The organism is Leifsonia sp. Root112D2, assembly GCF_001424905.1.
Lineage (GTDB): Bacteria > Actinomycetota > Actinomycetes > Actinomycetales > Microbacteriaceae > Root112D2.
In genome coordinates, this window is the sequence record NZ_LMCU01000001.1 from 2278292 (window position 1) to 2299203 (window position 20912).

A 20912-nucleotide genomic window follows, 5' to 3' on the forward strand; every position below is an offset into this window, starting at 1 on the left:
CGAACGAGCGGTCGTGGGGAGTGAGACGTGGGGGCGTTGTCGTCGTGGATGCGCGGGCGAAAGGCCCTCGCATCCGGCGTCGTGCTTGCCGTGCTCGCCGGTATCCCGGTGTCTGTGGCCCTGTTGCATCCGGGTTATCCGGTCACCGATGTGAATCTGAACACGCGTGACGTCTGGGTGACGAATGGTAAGTCGCTTCTGGGTGGACGTATCAATCATCAGATCGGCGAGCTCGATGCCAAGGTGAACGGCTCCTCGGGGCATCTGGACGTGTTACAGGATGGCGGGGCAACGTTGTTGACGGATGCCTCGCAGGGCACCGTGCAGGTCATCGATCCCGCGTTCGTGTCGTTGACGGAGAAGATCACGGTGCCGGTGGGTGCTCAGTTGGCGTATGGCAAGGACACGCTGGCGATCCTCTCGACTCAGGGAAAGCTGTGGGTGCTCGACACCTCTGAACACCTCAAGTTCGACGCGTCAACGACGACCGCGGATGCGAAGCTCGGCACGGATGCCCAGGTGACGGTGAGCAAGTCGGGCACGGTCTTCGCCGTGTCGCCCACGACGAAGAAGCTCTACACGATCGATACCCCGGGCGCCCAGGCGAAAACTGTCGCGTTTGCGGCACTCACGCACTATCAGCTCTCGGCGGTGGGCGATCATCCGGTGGTGTTGGACACCTCCGCCAATACCCTCCTCACCGAGAACGGCTCGGCCGAGAAGCTGCCGGCGAAGGGGCTGCGCATCCAGCAGGCGGGCCCGGACAGCGACACAGCCCTGGTGGCGACGGCGACGGGTTTGTTGCGGGTGCCGCTCGGCGGCGGCGACATCGCCACGGTTCCGGCACGGATCGAGCGCGGCATCACGAGTGAAAAGGATGTCTCCGCACCGGTATTTTTGAACGGTTGCGACTATGGCGCTTGGGCGGGCGCGCAGAAGTATCTCTACGCCTGCCAGGGCGGCAAAGCGGTGGCCCAGGCCATCGACCAGCCCGTGCAGGGCAGTGACCTGGTGTTTCGCGTCAACCATGGGGTGATTGCGCTGAACAACCTGGAGAACGGCAACGCCTGGCTGGTCTCCTCGAATATGCGACTCGTCAACAACTGGGCACAGGTGAATCCAGATGTCGTCACCAAAGACGGCCAGACCGGCAAGGAGCGCCCCGTCAAGGCGTCGTTCGAAGACGCCGTGGCGCATCGAACCACGGTGAACAAGCCGCCCGTCGCCGTCGCCGACAACTTCGGCGTGCGACCCGCGCGAACGACGGTGCTTCCCGTGTTGAGCAACGACACTGACCCCGATGGCGATGTGCTCACCATCACGACAGTCGATCCCGTCGAGGCCAGGCAAGGCAAGCTCGACGTGATCGACGGCGGCAGGGCCGTGCAATTCACGCCGGCGCAGACGGCATCCTCCACGGTCTCGTTCCGGTACACGATCACCGACGGGCGTCAGGCGTTCGCCACGGCGCAGGTCAACGTGACTCTGCGGCCGAACACGGTCAATGACGCCCCGGTCGCCACCAGGTCGAGCACCGCGACCGTCGAGGTCGGCCAGTCGATTCGCTACAACGTGCTGAACGACTGGATCGACCCCGACGGCGACGACGTCTACCTTGTCGGTGCATCTGCCACCACCTCCGACGCTGTACAGTTCACGCCGGACGGCTTCGTCACTTTCACGAGCAAGACCGGGCAGAGCGGGTCGAAAGAGGTGGCCTTCACGGTTTCCGACGGTCGCACCACCGCCAGCGGCAAGCTCACGGTCAATGTAAAGCCGGCGGACTCGCTCGATCCGGTGGCCGTGCCCGACTTCGCGACAGCATTCACGGGATCGAGCGTGGTCATCCACCCCCTCGAGAACGACCTCTCGCCGTCCGGCGGCACCCTCTCACTGCTGGGGGCCAAGGCCGATAACGGTACGGACGCCACCGCGACAGCCGACCAGGACCGCTCGACCATCAGTTTTGAGGCCAACGCGACGGGCGCCTACTACCTCACCTACACGCTTGCCGCAGGCTCCCACACCACGCAGGGTCTCGTTCTCGTCAACGTGAGCGATCCGCCGGCCTCGAAGAAGCCGCCGATAGCGGTCAAGGACACCGCATACGTGCGACCGGGGGAGCCGAGCACCGTCAACGTACTCGACAACGACGTGTCGCCATCCGGTCGCGTGCTCGTCGTGCAATCCGTGGCGAAGGGGGCGGATGCCGATTCCCTCAATGTCGAGGTGCTCGCGAATTCGGTCATCAGGGTGACGGCCCCGGGTGTGCTCGCGCGCCAGGTGCAACTGAGCTATACGATCTCGGATGGCTACGCCACCTCGACGGCGGGAATCACCGTGGTTCCGATCCCGCCGCTGGTCAATCACCAGCCGCCGGTGGCCGAGCCGGATGCCGTGACGGTGCGTGCCGGAGACGTGGCCACCGTGCACGTTCTCGACAACGACAGTTCGCCCGACAACGAGCCGTTCACCCTCGACTCCGCGCTGAAGAATACCTCGAAGATGGGCGCGGGAGCCGAGGCGTTCATCAGCAAGAAGGTCGTGCGCTATCAGGCACCGAACAAGGCGGGTGTCTACACGGTCGGCTATGGCATCACCGACAAGTTCAACCAGACGGCGACGGCGACGGTCACCTTCACGGTGCTTGCGGCATCCAAGGAGAAGGACAGGGCGCCGCAGCCCCAGGAGCTGACGGCGCGAGCATTCGCGGGAGCGGCCGTCGACGTGGTTATTCCTCTCGACGGGCTTGATCCCGACGGTGACTCCGTCTCGCTCGACGGGGTGCAGAGCGCGCCGACACTGGGCCGCATCACCAAGACGACGGCTACCTCGCTGACCTACCAGGCGTATCCGACCTCCGTGGGTACGGACACGTTCAGCTATGCACTCATCGACACCTATGGAAAGAGCGCGACCGGCACCGTGCACATCGGCATCGTGCCGAGGCCGTCGACCGTGAAACCGCCGACGGCCGTGGATGATCGTGTGGAGGTGAAGCCGGGCAAGGTTGCCTCGGTGCCGGTCCTGTTGAACGACTCCGACCCCAACGGCTACGTGATCAGCCTTCTGCCGAGGCTGCCCGAGGTGCAGGCTCCGTTGAGGGCGAAAGTTTCCGGCGGCAACGTGTTGGTGACGGCGCCATCGACCGAGGGCGCGTTTGTCATTCGGTATCAGATCAGTAACGGTCAGGGTGGTTCGGCGACGGCGTTCATCCAGGTGCTGGTGACGAAGGATGCCACACCCGTGTACCCCACCGCAGCCGACCATGTGATCGAGATCGGCCAGCTCGCGGGCAAGAGCAGCGTCGGCGTCGACGTGCTCGAGGGGGCGCTGAACCCCTCGGGACCGGTCGGCAATCTGACGGTGGCCGTCGAGGGCCCTCACGCGGGCGCGGCGAAGGTCGGCAACGATGGCACCGTCACCGTGACGCCGGGTGCGCACCGCATGGCCATCACCTACTCGCTCACCGATCCCGCGAGCAAGCTGGCCGGCAGGGCCTTCATCATCGTGCCGCCGAAACCCGGATCGGCCGACGCCTCCACCGCTCCACCGCACATCAAGCCGGGCCTCGCACAACAGGTGGTCACCATGAACGGTGAGAAGACCTGGAAGCTGTCACAGATCATCGACGTGCCGTCGGGGCGTTCCTTCAGCATGACGGGCGCGGGCGGAACGTCATCGTCCCACGGAACAGGTACCTCCCCGTACGTGAATGCGCAGACACTGACCTTCGCCGCGGCCAAGGATTACCGTGGGCCAGCCGCCATCACCTTCCGGGTCAATGACGGCAAGGATCCGGGAACGACGAAGGACCGCATTACCCTTCTGACCCTTCCGATCACCGTCGGAAGCCCCGACCAAAGCGATGTTCCGCCCACCTTCACGCCGCCGAACCTCACCATCGAGGCGGGCGAGAAACCTCAGACCATCGACCTGCGCAGCTCGAGCTTCCACCCCAACCCGCAGGTACTGAGCCAGCTCGGCTACCACGGCCTCACGGGAGCGACGAAGGACGTCGCGGCGAGCCTGAGCGGCTCCCAGCTCACGGTCTCCTCGCCCCTCGGCGTGCAGCCGGGTGCCACGGCGCGGCTGAGATTCACCGTGACATACAAGAACTTCTCAATTCCGGGTTCGGTCAATGTGCGGGTGGTCTCGTCGACCAGGCCGGTCGCCTCCCAAAAGAATGCGCCGCAACAGCGTGAGCTCAAACGTGGCACGGCCGGCGGCGTCACGGTGAACAATGCCGTCTCAGACAGCTACTGGATCAACCCATTCCCCGAGAAGCCGCTGGTCATTCTCGACGCCACCGCCGTCAGCGCGCCGAAGGGCGTCACCGTGCGGCACACGGCATCGTCGATCACCGTCGAGGCGGGTACCGCCGCTGCGGCCGGCCGCGTGAACATTCAGTACCACGTGCAGGACGCCACGAAGGACCCGCAGCGTGTGCAGATCGGCCAGCTCACCGTGAGCATCCACGATGTTCCCGATCAGCCGCCTGCGCCCTCGAATGTCAAGGCCTCAGACGCCCAGGCGACCATGCAGATCTCGGCGCCGCGCAGCGACAACGGCAAGGCGATCAACTCCTATCAGGTGGCGTGGAACGGCGGAAGCGCCACGACCGGAACCGGAACATTCACGGCCACAAAGCTGAGCAATGGAACGCGGTACTCATTCAAGGTTCGTGCGCACAACGCCGACGGCTGGGGAGCATGGTCGTCCCTCAGTGCAAGCGTCACGCCGTACGGCACGCCGAGCGCCCCGACGAACGTCTCCCTGAAGGGCTCCGACCAGTACGCGACGAGCCTCAGCATGACCTGGAGCGCACCCAGCGTGACCGGTGGCGGCCCGGTGCAGTACTCCTACAGTTTCGACAGCGGCAACTGGAGCACGTGGTCGACGGCGAAAACCGCGACGCGCAAGGCCGCAGTGGGAAAGCACTCATTCACAGTTCGCGCCAGGAACGTGGGCAGCGGAAAGGTCGGCCGGAGCGCGGCCTCGAATGTCTGGCAGATCAACAAGACGCCCGTGCCAAAGCGGGCGGTCACCATCGCCAAGGGTTCCTCTTTCGTTGGAAGCGGCTGCAACGTTGGCTGCTCGTATTACAAGGTCACAATCGCGCACTTTGCGAAGGGCTCCTACACGATTCACTATTATTGCCCTGGGCCGTCTGCCGTGTCGTACACCGACACGATCAAGGCGGGCAGCAACGGCTCCGGTTCCTTCAACTCCGAGAATGGCTCACACTTCCGGTGCGGTTACAACACCTACGTCAAGGTCGACGGCGTCACGAGCAACACCATGAATTTCAAACCGTGATGCACCGCGCTGACTGTGAGGCCGATTAAATGAGGGGATCCGGGGGAATGGTGTCTTCGTGGCTGCGCGGTCGCAAGGCCGTCGCATCCGCGATTGCGCTTGCATTGCTCGCCGGCGTGCCGGTGTCACTGGCCGTGTTGAATCCGGGCTTTCCCGTCACCGACGTCAATCTCAACACGCGTGACGTGTGGGTGACCAACGGGCACGAGCTGTTGGGCGGTCGCCTGAACCATCAGATCGGCGAGCTCGACGCCAAGGTGAACGGCTCGTCGAGTCACCTGGACGTGCTGCAGGATGGCGGGGCAACGCTGCTGACGGATGCCTCGCTGGGCACCGTGCAGATCATCGACCCCGCTTTCGTGTCACTGACGGAGAAGATCACGGTGCCCGTCGGAGCGCAGCTCGCCTACGGTGAGAACACCCTCGCCATCCTGTCGCCACAGGGCAAACTCTGGGTGCTCGACACCTCAGCGCATCTCACCTTCGACCAGTCGGCGACCCCGCCAGCCGTGAAGCTCGGCCCGGATGCCCAGGTGGCCGTGAGCAAGTCGGGCATGGTTTTCGGCGTCTCGCCCACGAAGAAGAAGCTATACACCATTGAGCACGTGGGGGCGGCGGTGACAAGCACGCCGATGCCTCTCGCGAAACACTTCCAGCTCTCCGCCGTCGGCGACCACCCGGTGGTGCTGAACACCGATGCCAATACCCTCGTCACCTCCGACGGCGCCGGCCACGCGCTGCCCTCGAAGGGCCTGCGCATCCAGCAGGCGGGCCCCGACAGCGAGGCCGCCCTGGTGGCAACGGGAACCGGACTGCTGCGCGTGCCGCTCAATGGCGACAAGCCGCAGACCATCACCGCGCAGCTGCGGGGCGCTGTCACGAGCGAGGACGCGGTCTCGGCACCCGTCTATCTGGGCGGCTGCGCGTATGGCGCATGGGCGGGCGCGCAAAAGTATCTCTACGCGTGCGACGGTGCCAAGCCCGTCGCACGTGACATCGACCAGGCGGTACAGAACAGCGAACTCGTCTTTCGGGTGAATCACGGCGTGATAGCCCTGAACGACCTACAGGACGGCAACGCCTGGCTGGTCTCCTCGAACATGCGCCTGGTGAATAACTGGGCGCAGGTGAACCCGGATATCGTCACCAAGGACGGCGACAAGGGCAAGGAACGGCCGGTCAAACAATCCTTCGAAGACGCCGTCGCGCATCGCACCACGGTGAATCAGGCGCCGGTCGCGGTAGCCGATTCGTTCGGCGTGCGCCCGAACCGCACCACGATTCTGCCCGTGCTCAACAACGACACGGATGCCGATGGTGACGTTCTCACCATCACGAAGGTCGACCCGATCGAGAAGGCACAGGGCCGGCTCGATGTGATCGACGGTGGTAGGTCGGTGCAGTTCACGCCCGCGTCGACGGCATCGACGACGGTATCGTTCCGATACACCATCACCGATGGCCGCGACGCCTACGCGACCGCCCAGGTGAACGTCTCTGTGCGGCCGAACACCGTCAACAAGGCGCCAGTGGCGACACGATCGAGCAGTGCAACGCTCGAGGTGGGCCAGTCCATTCAGTACAACGTGCTGAACGACTGGATTGATCCGGATGGTGACGCGATCTATCTGGTGGGTGCGGCATCCACGACAGCGGACACGGTGCAATTCACCCCGGACGGTTTCGTCACCTTCACGAGCAAGACCGGTCAGACCGGTTCGAAGCAGGTGACATTCACCGTCTCCGATGGCCGAACGAGCTCGACGGGCAAACTGCTGGTTGAGGTGAAGCCGGCCGATTCGCTCGATCCCGTCGCGGTTCCCGACTTCGCAACAGCGCTGACCGCCGAAGCGGTGGCCATTCACCCGCTCGAAAACGACCTGTCACCTGCCGGAAGCCCGCTCTCGCTCGTCGGCGCGAAGCTGAGCGAGGGTAAGGCGGCAACCGTCACGAGCGACCAGGGCACCTCGACCATCACCTTCAGCGCCTCGGCTCCGGGGGCCTACTACCTCACCTACAAACTGATCGCCGGCTCGCACTCGAGCGAGGGGGTCGTGCGGGTGGATGTCGCGAACCCGCCGACAACCAAGACACCGCCCATCGCGGTGAAGGACATCGCCTATGTGCGGCCGGGGGAGCCGAGCACGGTGAACGTGCTCGAGAACGATGTGTCGCCATCCGGTCGCGTGCTTGTGGTGCAGTCGCTCACCAAGGGGGCCGATGCCGATGCCGTCAACGTCGAGCTGCTGGCCAGTTCGGTCGTGCGCATCACGGTGCCCGGTGTGCTGGCGCGGCAGGTGCAGTTGAGCTACACGATTTCGGATGGCTACTCCACCTCGACCGCGGGCATCACCGTCGTTCCCATTCCGCCACTCGTGAACCACCAGCCGCCCGTGGCCGTGGATGACGTGGCAACGGTGCGCGCCGGTGATATCGTCACCGTGCCGGTGCTGGCCAATGACACCTCGCCGGACAACGAGCCGTTCACCCTCGATGCCGCCCTGAAGAGCACCGCCAAGGCAGGCAAGGGGGGCGACGCCTTCGTGAGCGGCACGTCCGTGCGCTACCAGGCACCGCAGAAGGCCGGGGTCTACAGCGTCACGTATGGCATCTCAGACAAGTTCAAGCAGGCGGCGACCGCCACGGTGACCTTCACCGTCACGGCCGCGAACGCGAAGACCAACCGTGCCCCGGTGCCGCAGGAACTCACGGCACGGGCATTCGCCGGCTCCGCCGTCGAGGTGGACGTTCCGCTCGACGGCATTGACCCGGACGGCGACTCCGTCACCCTCGACGGCATCAAGACCGCACCGGGGCTCGGCCGGGTGGCGGATGTGACGACCTCCTCGTTCACCTATCAGGCGTACCCGCTGTCGCTGGGTACAGACACTTTCACTTACACGGTGCGGGATGTCTATGGCAAGACCGCCGTCGGAACGGTGCACATCGGTGTGGTGCCGCGCCCGTCGACCGTGAAGCCTCCGACGGCCGTGGACGACAAGGTGGAGGTGAAGCCGGGCAAGACGGCGTCCGTGCCGGTGTTGTTGAACGACTCCGACCCCAACGGTTACGTGATCAGCCTGTTGCCGAAGCTGCCCGAGGTGCAGGCGCCTCTCAAGGCGAAGGTCTCCGGAGGCAATGTGCTGGTGACGGCGCCGCCGAAGGAGGGGGCGTTCGTCGTGCGCTACCAGATCACCAACGGCCAGGGGGGTTCGGCCACCGCGTTCATCCAGGTGGTGGTCACCAGGAACGCCACGCCCGTCTACCCGACGGCAGCCGATCACGTCGTCAGCGTCGGGCAGCTGACGAGCACGTCGACGGCGACGGTGAACCTGTACTCCGGCGCGCGCAACCCCTCCGGGTTGGTCGACGAGCTGAAGGTCGCGGTGGAGGGCGCACATGCCGACGCCGCGAGCATCCGCGGCGGCGGTGAGCTCGTCGTGAAATTAAGCAATCAGCGCTTCGCCGTCACGTACTCGCTCACGGACCCGACCACGGGGCTGGCAGGCAAGGCGTTCGTCATAGTTCCGCCGAAGCCCGGCTCCACGCCGCCCGACAGCGGTTCGACCGCCCCGCCGAAGGCGCCCACGGGAGCGCCGCGCATCAAGCCGGGTCTGGCACAGCAGATCGTGACGATGAACGGCACGAAGACTTGGAAACTCTCCGACATCATCGATGTGCCGTCCAAGCGGCCCGCGAAAATCGCGAGCGCGGGCGGGGCATCCGCAAGCAACAGCACCGTCTCGCCGTATGTCGATGCCCAGACCCTGAGATTTGCTGCGGCAAAAGACTACCGGGGGCCCGCCGCCATCACCTTCCAGGTGAACGACGGCCGCGACCCCGGCGAGAGCGCCGACCGCATCACGCTGTTGACCCTGCCCATCACTGTGGGCAGCGCCGACCAGAGCGATGTACCGCCCACCTTCACTCCGCCGGAGGTGAAGATCCAGGCCGGCGAAAAGGCGCAGACCATCGATCTGCGCGATTCGAGCTATCACCCGAACCCCGCGGTGCTCGCGGCCCTGAGCTATAGGGGCCTGGGCGGGCAGACGAAAGATGTCGCGGCCAGTCTCAGCGGCTCGGTACTGACGCTCTCCTCCCCGCTGGGCGTGCAGCCCGGAACCACGGTGAAGCTCACCTTCACCGTGAACTACAAGAATTTCTCCATTCCCGGATCGGTGACCGTGAAGGTCGTCTCCTCCGAGCGCCCGATGGCCTCGCAGAAGAACGCTCCCCAGACCAGGGAACTGCAGCGGGGCACGGCCGGCGGCGTCACGCTCGACAACGCCGTCGGCACTGACTACTGGATCAACCCGTTCCCGGAGACCCCACTCGTGATCATGGATGCGACGCTGGTGAGCGCACCGACGGGCGTCACCGTCTCGCACACCGCGTCGTCGATCAGCGTTCTCGCCTCAACCGCGGCGAAGGCGGGAACCGTGACGGTGCAGTACCACGTGCAGGACGGCACCAAGGATCCACAACGGGTGCAGATCGGCCAGTTCGCCGTCACTATCCACGACGTTCCGGACCAGCAGGGTGCCCCCACGGCGACCGCCGATGGGGACGGCGCCGCGAAGGTGAGCTTCGGCGAGCCGGGCAACAACGGAAAGGTGATCGACAAGTACGAGGTTCGGGTCAACGGCGGCTCGGCCGTCAGCTTCACCACGGCGGGAACTCACGGCATCGCCGTCACGAACGGCACCCCCACGACCTTCACGGTGAGGGCGCACAATTCGGACGGCTGGAGCGCGCTCTCGGCTGCGAGCAATTCCATCACCACCTACGGCACCCCGGCCACGCTGGGTGCGCCGAGCATCTCCGCGAGCGGCTACAGCCCGGCCACGCTGACGTGGAGTTGGGGCACCGCAGACACCCGTGGCGGATTGCGAACATATGAATGGCAGTTGGCCTTCAACGGCGCTGCCGGCGCGACCGGCCAAACGACGGCGAACTCGGCCTCGTCCGGAGGCGCCGGGGCCGGCGCGTGGCAGGCCCGCGTGCGCCAGCAGAACACGGGCGGCATCTGGAGCGAGTGGAGCGCGTGGTCCGGGGCGGCTGCAGTCTCCCCGCCACCGCCCACCGTGACCTTGGCAACGGGCAACCCCTCCGGACCGCAACCGGGCTGCAGCTCAGGATGCGAGTATTACCGCGTCTCGGTCAGTCACTTCCCGGCCGGCAACAATCACACGCTTTCGTACTGGTGCAATACAGACCACATCCGCACCATCAACAACTTCGTGGTCGACGGAAACGGAAATGGCTACATCGACACGCAGACGGCCCAGTGGCGGCCGTACTGCAACGGTCCCAACAGCCACGTGGAAGTCGACGGTATCTCCAGCAACTACGTCGACTTCTAGGGCCTCGACGATGCCGTGCGAGTGCTGACGCGTTGCCGGAGCGTGTTAGCGTTATCGAGGTTCTGAAAGCACCCCCGTTCAGGGGCAGTCAAGGTTTGTGAATTCGGGGGAGTTCGTGGGGGCGTTCACGTCGTGGCTGCGCGGGCGCAAGGCTCTCGCATCCGGTATCGTGCTCGCCGTGCTTGCCGGCGTGCCGGTGTCGCTGGCCGTGCTGCACCCGGGCTACCCCGTCACCGATGTCAATCTGAACACGCGGAACGTGTGGGTGACGAACGGTAAGGCGCTTTTGGGCGGTCGCATCAACCATCAGATCGGCGAACTCGACGCGAAAGTGAACGGTTCTTCGAGCCGTCTGGATGTGTTGCAGGATGGCGGGGCGACGCTGTTGACGGATGCCTCGCAGGGCTCGGTGCAGGTCATCGATCCGGCGTTCGTATCGTTGACGGAGAAGATCACGGTTCCGGTCGGCGCGCAGCTGGCCTACGGCAATGACACCCTCGCGATCCTCTCGACGCAGGGCGAGCTCTGGGTGCTCGACACCTCCACTCATCTCACCTTCGACCAGGCAGCAACCCCGCCGGCCGCCAAACTCGGCACGAATGCTCAAGTGACGGTGAGCAAGTCGGGCGTGGTGTTCGCTGTCGCGCCGAGCTCGAAGAAGCTCGTGACGATTCAGCGCCCCGGCGCCATGGTCACGACCGCACCATTTCCGGCGCTGAAGCACTACCAACTCTCGGCGGTCGGCGACCGTCCCATTGTGCTCGACACCGCCGCGAACACCCTCGTCACCGAGAGCGGCTCGGCGCAGAAGCTGCCGGCGAAGGGTCTGCGCATCCAGCAGGCCGGGCCCGAGAGCGAAATGGCGCTCGTCGCAACGGGAACAGGACTGCTGCGGGTGCCGCTGAACGGCGACAAGCCGCAGACGCTCGACGCCGAGTTGCAGAGTGCCGTCACGGGAGAGAGGAATGTCTCGGCCCCCGTCTACCTGAACGGCTGCGCATACGGCGCCTGGGCTGGCGCGCAGAAATACCTCTACGCCTGCGATGGCGCGAAGCCCGTCGCACAGGACATCGAACAGGCGGTGCAGGGCGACGATGTCGTCTTTCGCGTGAATCACGGCGTGATAGCCCTGAACAATCTGCAGGACGGCAACGCCTGGATCGTCTCCTCGAATATGCGGCTGGTCAACAACTGGGCGCAGGTGAACCCCGACCAGGTGACCAAAGACGGCGACAAGGGCAAGGAACGCCCGGTCAAGGCGTCATTCGAAGACGCTGTCGCGCACCGCGCGACGATCAACCAGCCGCCGGTCGCCGTGCCCGACACCTTCGGCGTGCGCCCGAATCGCACGACGGTTCTGCCGCTGCTCAGCAACGACACGGATGCCGACGGCGACGTTCTCACCATCACCAAGGTCGACCCGATCGAGGCCAGGCAGGGCCGGCTCGATCTCATCGACGGCGGCAGGGCGGTGCAGTTCACCCCGGCGGCAACGGCATCGTCGACGGTCTCCTTCAGATACACGATGACCGACGGCCGGAAGGCATATGCCACGGCGCAGGTAAACGTGACGCTGAGGCCGAACACGCTCAACGCCGCGCCGGTGATGACCCGTACGAGCACGACGACGGTTGAGGTCGGCCAGTCGATTCAGTACAACGTACTGAACGACTGGATCGACCCCGATGGTGACGCGATCTATCTGGTGGGCGCGGCATCCACGACGGCGGATGCCGTGCAGTTCACGCCGGACGGTTTCGTCACCTTCACGAGCAAGACCGGACAGACCGGCGCCAAGAAGGTGGCGTTCACGATCTCGGATGGCCGCGTCACGGCGACGGGAAACCTGGACGTCACCGTCAAGCCCGCCGACTCCCTCGACCCGGTGGCTGTACCCGACTTCGCGACGGCGCGCAGCGGCTCGTCGGTCACCATTCATCCGCTCGAGAACGATGTCTCGCCGGCGGGCAGCCCGCTCTCGCTCGTCGACGCGAGGCTCAGCGAGGGCGCTGCGGCGGCCGTCACCGTCGATCAGGACCGCGGAACCATCTCCCTGCACTCCGATTCCGCCGGGGCTTTTTATCTGACGTACACCCTGGCCGCGGGTTCGCACACGAGTAAGGGTGTCGTGCGCGTGGATGTGACGGAGCCGCCGACCACCAGGGCGCCGCCGATCGCTGTGAAAGACATCGCGTACGTGCGGCCGGGGGAGCCGACCACGGTGAACCTGCTCGAGAACGACGTCTCGCCATCCGGTCGCGTGCTGGTGGTGCAGTCCGTCAGCAAAGGCGACAGTGCAGACGCGGACGGGCTCAACGTCGAGGTGCTGGCCAACGCGGTCGTCAGAATCACCGCCCCCGGTGTCTTGGCTCGTCAGCTGCAGTTGAGCTATACCATCTCGGATGGCTACTCCACCTCGACCGCGGGCATTACGGTGGTGCCCATCCCCCCGCTGGTCAACCACCAGCCTCCCGTCGCCGAAGACGATGCGGTGACGGTGCGCGCCGGAGACATCGCCAGCGTGCCGGTGCTGGCCAACGACAGCTCTCCCGACAACGAGCCGTTCACGCTCGATGCGACGTTGAAGGACACCTCGAAGGCCGGCCCCGGCGGCACCGCCTTCGTGAGCGAATCCCTGGCGCGCTACCAGGCCCCGCGCAAGGCCGGTGTCTACAGCGTCAGCTACGGCATCACCGACAAGTTCATGCAGATCGCGGCCGCCACCGTGACCTTCACCGTCACCGCCGACGACGGCGTGAAGAATCGCCCACCGCGGCCCGAGGAGCTCACCGCACGCGCCTTCGCCGGCTCGGCAGTCGAGGTCGTCATTCCGCTCAACGGCATCGATCCGGATGGTGACTCGGTCACCCTGGACGGCATCGCGACGGCGCCGACGCTGGGCCGGGTGGCGGATGTGACGACCGCCTCGTTCACGTATCAGGCGTACCCGACGTCGCTCGGCACCGAAACCTTCACCTATACCGTGCGGGATGTCTATGGCGCCACGGCCACCGGAACCGTGAACATCGGTGTGGTGCCGAGGCCGATTACACCCAAGCCGCCGACGGCTGTTGACGACCGCGTCGAGGTGAAGCCGGGCAAGGTGGCTTCGGTGCCCGTGCTGCTGAACGATTCCGACCCCAATGGCTACGTGATCAGTCTGCTGCCGAAGCTGCCCGAGGTGCAGCTGCCGCTGAAGGCGACGGTTTCGGGCGGCAATGTGTTGGTGACTGCGCCGCCCCAGGAAGGCGCTTTCGTGGTGCGCTACCAGATCAGCAATGGTCAGGGTGGTTCGGCGACGGCGTTCATCCAGGTGCTGGTGACGAAGGATGCCACCCCGATCTATCCGACCGCGGCTGACCACATTCTCACCGTGCAGCAGGTGACCAAGAGGTCGAGCGTTCCCGTGGACGTGTTGAGCGGGGCGCATAATCCTTCCGGCCTCGCGGGTGACTTGACGGTCGCCGTCGAGGGTGAGAACGCGAATTCTGCTAGCGTCGCCGGTGACGGCACCGTGGTGGTGAAGCCATCCGACCACCGTCTGGCCATTACCTATTCGCTCACCGATACCGTCAGCGGGCTCGCGGGCAAGGCTTTCATCATCGTTCCGGCCAAACCCGGCTCGAAGCCGCAGCCGACGAAACCGGGCGAGAAGCCGAATACACCGAAGCCGTCGAACAGCCCTGCGCCGGTCAAGGCGCCCACCGCGCCGCCGCACATCAAGGCCAACCTTGCACAGCAGGTGGTCACGATGAACGGTGAAAAGACCTGGAAGCTCTCCGACATCATCGACGTTCCCTCGAAACGGTCGGCGAAGCTCAGCGGGCCGGACGGGGCATCCGCCACCAACAGCACGGTGACCCCGTATCAGGATGCGCAGACCCTGACGTTTAAAGCAGCGAAGGATTACCGCGGTCCTGCCGCCATCACCTTCGAGGTCAATGACGGGCGCGATGACGGCGCCACGACGGATCGCCTCACCCTGCTCACCCTGCCGATCACGGTCGGCAGCGCCGATCAGAGTGACGTCGCGCCCACCTTCACGCCGCCCGCGGTGAAGATCGAGGCGGGGGAGAAGGCGCAGACGATCGATCTGCGCGATTCCAGCTACCACCCGAATCCGAAGGTTCTCGAGCAGCTCAGCTATTCGGGACTCAAGGGCGCCACATCGTCGGTCGTGGCGAGCCTCGGCGGATCCATGCTGACCATCTCCGCCCCGCTCGGTGTGCAGCCCGGAGCAACCGCAAAACTCACCTTCACCATGAAGTACAAGGCGTTCTCGGTGCCCGGCTCGGTGAAGGTGACGGTCGTGTCATCGACCCGCCCCGTCGCCTCTCAGAAGAGTGCGCCGCAGCAGCTCGAGTTGCGTCGCGGCACCGCGGGCGGCGTGACGCTCAGCGATGCCGTGGGAACCGGTTACTGGATCAACCCCTTCCCCAACAAGCCGCTCGTGATCCTCAGCGCCTCAGCGGTGAGCGCCCCGAACGGTGTCACGGTGTCGCGTACGGCGTCATCCATCACAATGCAGGCCGGCACGGCCGCCTCGACCGGCCGGGTCAACATCCAGTACGTGGTGCAGGACGGTACGAAGGACAAGCAGCGCAACCAGGTCGGCCAGCTCACCGTCACCATCCACGATGTTCCGGATGCGCCGCCCGCTCCGAGCACCGTGAAGGCCACGGATGCGACGGCGACCATGACCATCGCCGCACCGAGGAGCGACAACGGCAAGACGGTGACGCAGTACCGAATCTCCTGGAAAAACGGGGGATTAGGCACGATGAACGGGCCGGGCACGTTCACCGCGACGGGCCTGACGAACGGCGACTCGTACAACTTCACCGTGCGGGCGGTCAACTCCGACGGGCAGAGCGCGCCTTCAGCATCGAGCGCGTCGGTGATACCGTATGGAACGCCGAGTGCACCCTCGAGTGCGACGATCAAAAACAACGGTGGGTTTGCGCCGACAACCCTGCACTTGGCTTGGGGTGCATCGAGCACCAGCGGTGGGGGAGCGGTGAGCTATCGGTACAAGTTTGCGACTGACCCATGGAGCGGCTGGACGCACGCGATGAGCACGAATACGCGCTCGGTCGGTGCTGGAACATACTCTTTCGAGGTGCAGGCGCGCAATGACGGCAGCGGAAAGACGAGCGGCATCGTGACGTCGGCGAAGTTCGGCGTCTCGAACAAGCCGCCGGACCCGCCGAAGAAGCCGAGCGCATCCGTCGTCAAGGGGCAGCCGAACAACGGCAGACACATGCTCTGTGCCAGCTATTCGAACGTGCCATACGACACCTACGTCATCACGCCGCTCATCAACGGTGACTCGGGCTGGGCGAGCTCCCGCTCCATCACCCTGAGCGGCAGCGGAACAGTCTGCAGCTACGGCACCCTCGGCAGGCGCAACAGCGACCTCATTCAGGTGGCTTTCAATGGAAAAGTCGACTTCACGGCGAGCACGACCAGCTGGGACTCGCTTCCGGTGACGAGTAATGGATTGTGATGAAACACGACAAGAAAGAGATGACATGGCAGTAACACAGGAACAGGCCGACTGGTTCCAGACCGCATTCACTCAGTTGGTCGGCAACGTCGACCAGGCAATCCTGGGCAAGCAGCACACCATTCGTCTCGTGCTCACCGCGATGCTCTCCGACGGCCATGTGCTGCTGGAAGACGTGCCGGGAACGGGTAAGACCGTGCTCGCCAAGGCGCTCGCGAACACGGTGGACGGCACGCACTCGCGCATCCAGTTCACCCCCGACCTGCTGCCCTCGGATGTCACGGGTGTGACCATCTATGACCAGAGCAATGGTCGCTTCGAGTTTCACCCCGGGCCGATCTTCGCCTCGGTGGTGCTGGCAGACGAGATCAACCGGGCCAGCCCCAAGACGCAGAGTGCGCTGCTCGAGGTCATGGAGGAGGGCGTGGTCACGGTCGACGGCGTCGGCCACCCCGTCGGTGCGCCCTTCGTGGTCATCGCCACCCAGAACCCCGTTGAGCAGGCCGGAACCTACTCGCTGCCCGAGGCCCAGCTCGACCGCTTTCTCATCAAGACCTCGCTCGGCTATCCCGACCACGACACGACGGTGAGCCTGCTCATGGATTCGTCGAACCGCGCACGCGCATCCGCCATCCAGCCGATCATCGCCTCCGAGTCGATAGTGACGATGGCGAAGCTCGCCAGTGAGGTGCACGTGGACGGTTCCGTCATGGGCTACGTGAGCGAGATCGTTTCGGCGACCCGCAACGACAAGGATGCCGCGCTCGGCGTGAGCATCCGCGGTGCGCTCGCGCTCGCACGGGCCGTCAAGACGTGGGCGATCGCCGCAGGCCGCACCTTCGTGACCCCCGATGACGTGCGTGAACTCGCCGAGCCGGTGCTGGCCCACCGCATCATCGTCGACCCCGAGTCCGAGTTCGCCGGTGTGACCGGAGCCGAGATCGTCGGTCGCGCCATCGTCGAGGTGGAACCGCCGGCATACCGGGCCGCCTGAACACGATGACCGACGCTCAGACACGAACACCGTCGCAGACGCTGCAGGCTCTGCGGCAACTGTGGCGCGCCATGCTGTCGGGGCTGCGCGGCCTGCTGGGCGTTTTCGCGCCCGCATGGGCCGCGATCAGGCGCGTGCTGGGGCCGGCCGCATCCGCCGTCAGCACCATCGGCTGGCTGGTGCTGGCCGCCGCGGCCGTTTCCTTTCTGCTGAGCATCGTGCTGGGCTGGGTGGAATTCACCTTCCTGGGCGCCACGCTGCTCGCCGGCTTTCTCATCGCGGTGTGCTTCGTCTTCGGGCGCTCCACGTACTCCGTGCTCATCGAACTGAACCCACGTCGCGTGGTGGCGGGTGATCGCGCCCTCGGCCGCATGCTTGTCACGAACTCGGGTGGCAGGGCGGTGCTGCCCACGCGCATGGAACTGCCCGTCGGCGCCGGCGTTGCCGAGTTCATGGTGCCGCGCCTGGCGCCCGGGGCAGAGAGCGAAGAACTGTTCGCCATGCCAACGCACCGGCGCGCCCTGATTCTGGCCGGGCCGGCCATCTCGGTGCGCGGCGACCAGCTCGGTATCGTGCGGCGCACCGTGAGCTGGACGGAACAGGTCGAACTCTTCGTGCACCCACAGACCACCCGCCTGCTCGCCACCGCGCGCGGCCTCGTGCGTGACCTCGAGGGCCAGACCAGCGCCGTGATCACCAACAGCGACCTCGCCTTCCACGCCCTGCGCCAGTACGAGGCGGGCGACGACATTCGCAATGTGCACTGGCGCACCTCCGCGCGCACCGGCCAACTCATGGTTCGCCAGTACACGGAGACCCGGCGCTCCCAATTGCTGCTCGTGCAGAGCGCCGAGACCACCCACTACGCCTCGGATGACGAATTCGAACTCGCGATTTCGGTGATGGCGTCGATCGGCAGCCAGGTGATTCGAGAGAAGACCAATCTCAACGTGGTCTGGGAGAAGGCCACGTTGCGCAATCGCAGCGTCACCGCGCTGCTCGATGATTCCTGCCGCATCCAGCCCGTCTCGGGCGAGCACGCGAGCCTGCGGGATTTCGTGCGCGCCGCGACGCGCAAGCTGCCGGTGCCGTCACTGACGGTCGTCGTGGTCGGTTCGCAGGCATCCACTCAGGAGGTGCGTTCCGTCTCGACGCTGTACGGCCAGGACACCGTGCTGATTGCCGTTCGGGTCGAGCTGGGAGCGCAACCGGCGCTCGCCAAAATCGGAGGAACAATGCTGGCCACCGTCGGCAAGCTCAGCGATCTTCCCGCCATTCTCGATCGGACCGGCCGATGAGCGCGACAGCTACCACGACCGCCACGACGACAGCCACGGGGCGCGGCGGCATCGGCGGCATCGGCGGCGCTCTCGCGGCCGTCTCCCGCAACACGTGGATCGATCTCGCGGTTGTGAGCGTGCTGAGCCTCGTCGCCATCGTGGGCTTCGAGCCGGCGTTCGGGCCATACAACTACCTACTGGCCGCGTTCGGCGGTCTCATCGTCGGCACCGTCGCCGCGCTGGGCTGTTATCTGCTGCGCATCAGTGTCCTGCCCACGGTTCTGGTGGCGTTGCTGCTGTACTTCGTGTTCGGATCGCCGTTGACCATGCCGGCACACACCATCGCCGGCGTGCTGCCGAGCGGCATGAGCCTGGCCGGGCTGGTGCAGGGTGCGGTGTTCGGCTGGTCCGACATCGTCACGCTGCAGACCCCGGTGCAGGCACCGGCCTACATTGCCGTGGTGCCATATTTCGCCACCTGGCTCGTCTCGCTGCTCTGCGTCAGCCTTGCCCTGCGGTGGCTGCCGCGCAAGCCGCGCACTCCGCTGCGTGCCAGTGTGCTGCTGATAGCGCCGGCCGCGCTGTATCTGGCGGGCATCCTGCTCGGTACCAGCGAGGCCTACCTGGCCGGCGTGCGCGGCGTCGCCTTCGCGTCAATTGCCCTGGTGTGGCTGGGCTGGAGGCGCAAGCAGCAGGGTGCGGTGGCCATCACGGTCGACGGCGCTGTCAGGCGGCGCAAGCTCATCGGCGTCGCTGTGGTGGTGCTGGGTGCCGTGGTGGTTGGCGGGGCAGGGGGAATCATCCTCGCGCCACCGGCGAGTTCGCGCTTCGTGTTGCGGCAGGAGGTCACTCCTCCGTTCGATCCGCTCAACTACCCGAGTCCGCTCTCGGGATTCCGTAACTTCACGAAGGCGGGCGCCAAGACCGATCTGTTCCAGGTCACGGGGCTCAGCGAGGGCCAGAAAATCCAGATGGCCGCGCTCGACAGCTACGACGGCCAGGTGTGGAGTGTTGCCGGCCCCGAGACGCAGACGAAGGGCTCGGGCGGTTTCGAGCTGCTGGGGCGTGACATTCCCCGGCCGCCGCTGTCGAAGGTGGGTGCGGCATCCGACCTCTCGTTCACCATCAGGGGCTATGACGATGTCTGGCTGCCCACCTCGGAATATCCCTCGACCCTGGACTTCACCGCCTTCACCGGCGTTGACCCCACGACGACGGTGCGCATCAACACCACGACAGGCACCGCGGCGGTGACCAGCGGTGTGAGCAAGGGCATGAAATACACGGTCGGTGTCACCGAGCCCGTGATTCCCAACGACAAGAAGCTGGCGGATGTGCCGGTAGCGCGTCTGCAGATGCCCCCGGTGTCGAATGTGCCGGACGTGGTCTCCGCCAAGGCCGAGGAGTATGCGGGCAGTGCCAAGAGTGCCATCCAGCAACTGCGCAACATCGAACGCTCGCTGAAGACCGTCGGTTATCTCAGCCATGGCCTGGCCAGCGACCCCGTGCCGTCGCGCGCGGGGGAGGGCGCCGACCGCATGGCCGAGTTGTTCTCCAAGGAGCCGATGGTCGGCGACCAGGAGCAGTACGCATCCGCGTTCGCGCTGATGGCCCGACACCTGGGCTACCCGGTGCGGGTGGTGATGGGATTCGCGCCCAAGGTGAAGAAGGGCGACACCGTCGTCACCGTCAAGGGCAGCGACGTCACGGCCTGGGACGAGGTCGCATTCGAGGGCGTCGGCTGGGTACCCTTCTACCCCACACCGACGAAGACGGATGCTCCGAAGGAGCAGACCACCAAGCCGAAGCTCGAACCGCAGCCCCAGGTACGCCAGCCGCCGCGGTCGAACCAGAAGCAGGACGAACTGCTCACCCCGGTGAAGATCAGCGACAAGAACCCGAAGGACAAGAAGAAGGGCTTCGAGGTTCCTGTCTGGGCATACTGGGTCGCGGGCGTCGTCGGCATTCCGCTGGCGGCATACTTCATTCCGTTCCTCATCATCGCGGGCCTCAAGCGAGCGCGTCGCCGCCGTCGACTGCGCACCGGGGCGCCGCATCTGCGCGCCGCCGGCGCCTGGGATGAACTCGCAGACGAATACGGCGAACTGGGCATGGAGATTCCCGGGAGGTCGACGCGAATCCAGACGGCGCTCTCCATCGACGCCCAGGCCGCCGAGCAGGGGCTCGCGCTGCCCGAGAACGGCCTGCAGCCGCTGGCGGCACACGTCGACGCCGCGGTCTTCTCGGGTGTCGAGGTGGATGAGCAGACGGCGAACGAACTCTGGCAGCAGGCGGATGCCGCAACGGCGGCCTCGCGCACATCCGCGGGCTGGTTGCGTCGTCGTATCGCGTCATTCCGATTCCGTCGGCGCTCGCGTCATGAGCGCAAACGTGCCCAGCGCCCGGGCAGAAGGGCACGGGCAGAGGCCGCCGCCTCCGCCCTATGATGA

6 protein-coding genes are annotated in these 20912 nt (G+C 65.6%); all 6 read left to right on the forward strand.

The window, feature by feature from the left end:
• The first annotated feature begins 27 nt into the window (after window positions 1-27).
• Window positions 28-5319: an Ig-like domain-containing protein gene (locus ASC63_RS10625; RefSeq protein ID WP_157487655.1), complete on the forward strand. Its 5292-nt coding sequence runs from the start codon at window positions 28-30 to the stop codon at window positions 5317-5319.
• Window positions 5320-5366: 47 nt separating this feature from the next.
• The gene (locus ASC63_RS10630; protein ID WP_055812896.1) at window positions 5367-10682 is read left to right on the forward strand and encodes an Ig-like domain-containing protein; all 5316 of its coding nucleotides are present in this window, start codon (window positions 5367-5369) and stop codon (window positions 10680-10682) included.
• 115 nt (window positions 10683-10797) lie between these two features.
• Window positions 10798-16188 carry an Ig-like domain-containing protein gene (locus ASC63_RS10635; protein WP_157487656.1) on the forward strand — a complete coding sequence of 1797 codons (5391 nt, stop codon included), beginning with the start codon at window positions 10798-10800 and terminating at the stop codon, window positions 16186-16188.
• A 25-nt stretch (window positions 16189-16213) separates the two neighbouring features.
• Window positions 16214-17182 (forward strand): AAA family ATPase, encoded by a 969-nt coding sequence (locus tag ASC63_RS10640; protein WP_055812901.1) that lies wholly within the window; start codon window positions 16214-16216, stop codon window positions 17180-17182.
• Window positions 17183-17187: 5 nt separating this feature from the next.
• Window positions 17188-18480, forward strand: a complete 1293-nt coding sequence (locus ASC63_RS10645; RefSeq protein ID WP_055812904.1) for a DUF58 domain-containing protein — start codon at window positions 17188-17190, stop codon at window positions 18478-18480.
• Complete coding sequence (locus ASC63_RS10650) at window positions 18477-20909, forward strand: transglutaminase family protein (protein WP_055812907.1); 2433 nt, start codon at window positions 18477-18479, stop codon at window positions 20907-20909. Before ASC63_RS10645 ends, ASC63_RS10650 begins: the two co-directional genes overlap by 4 nt.
• Window positions 20910-20912 lie beyond the last annotated feature (3 nt).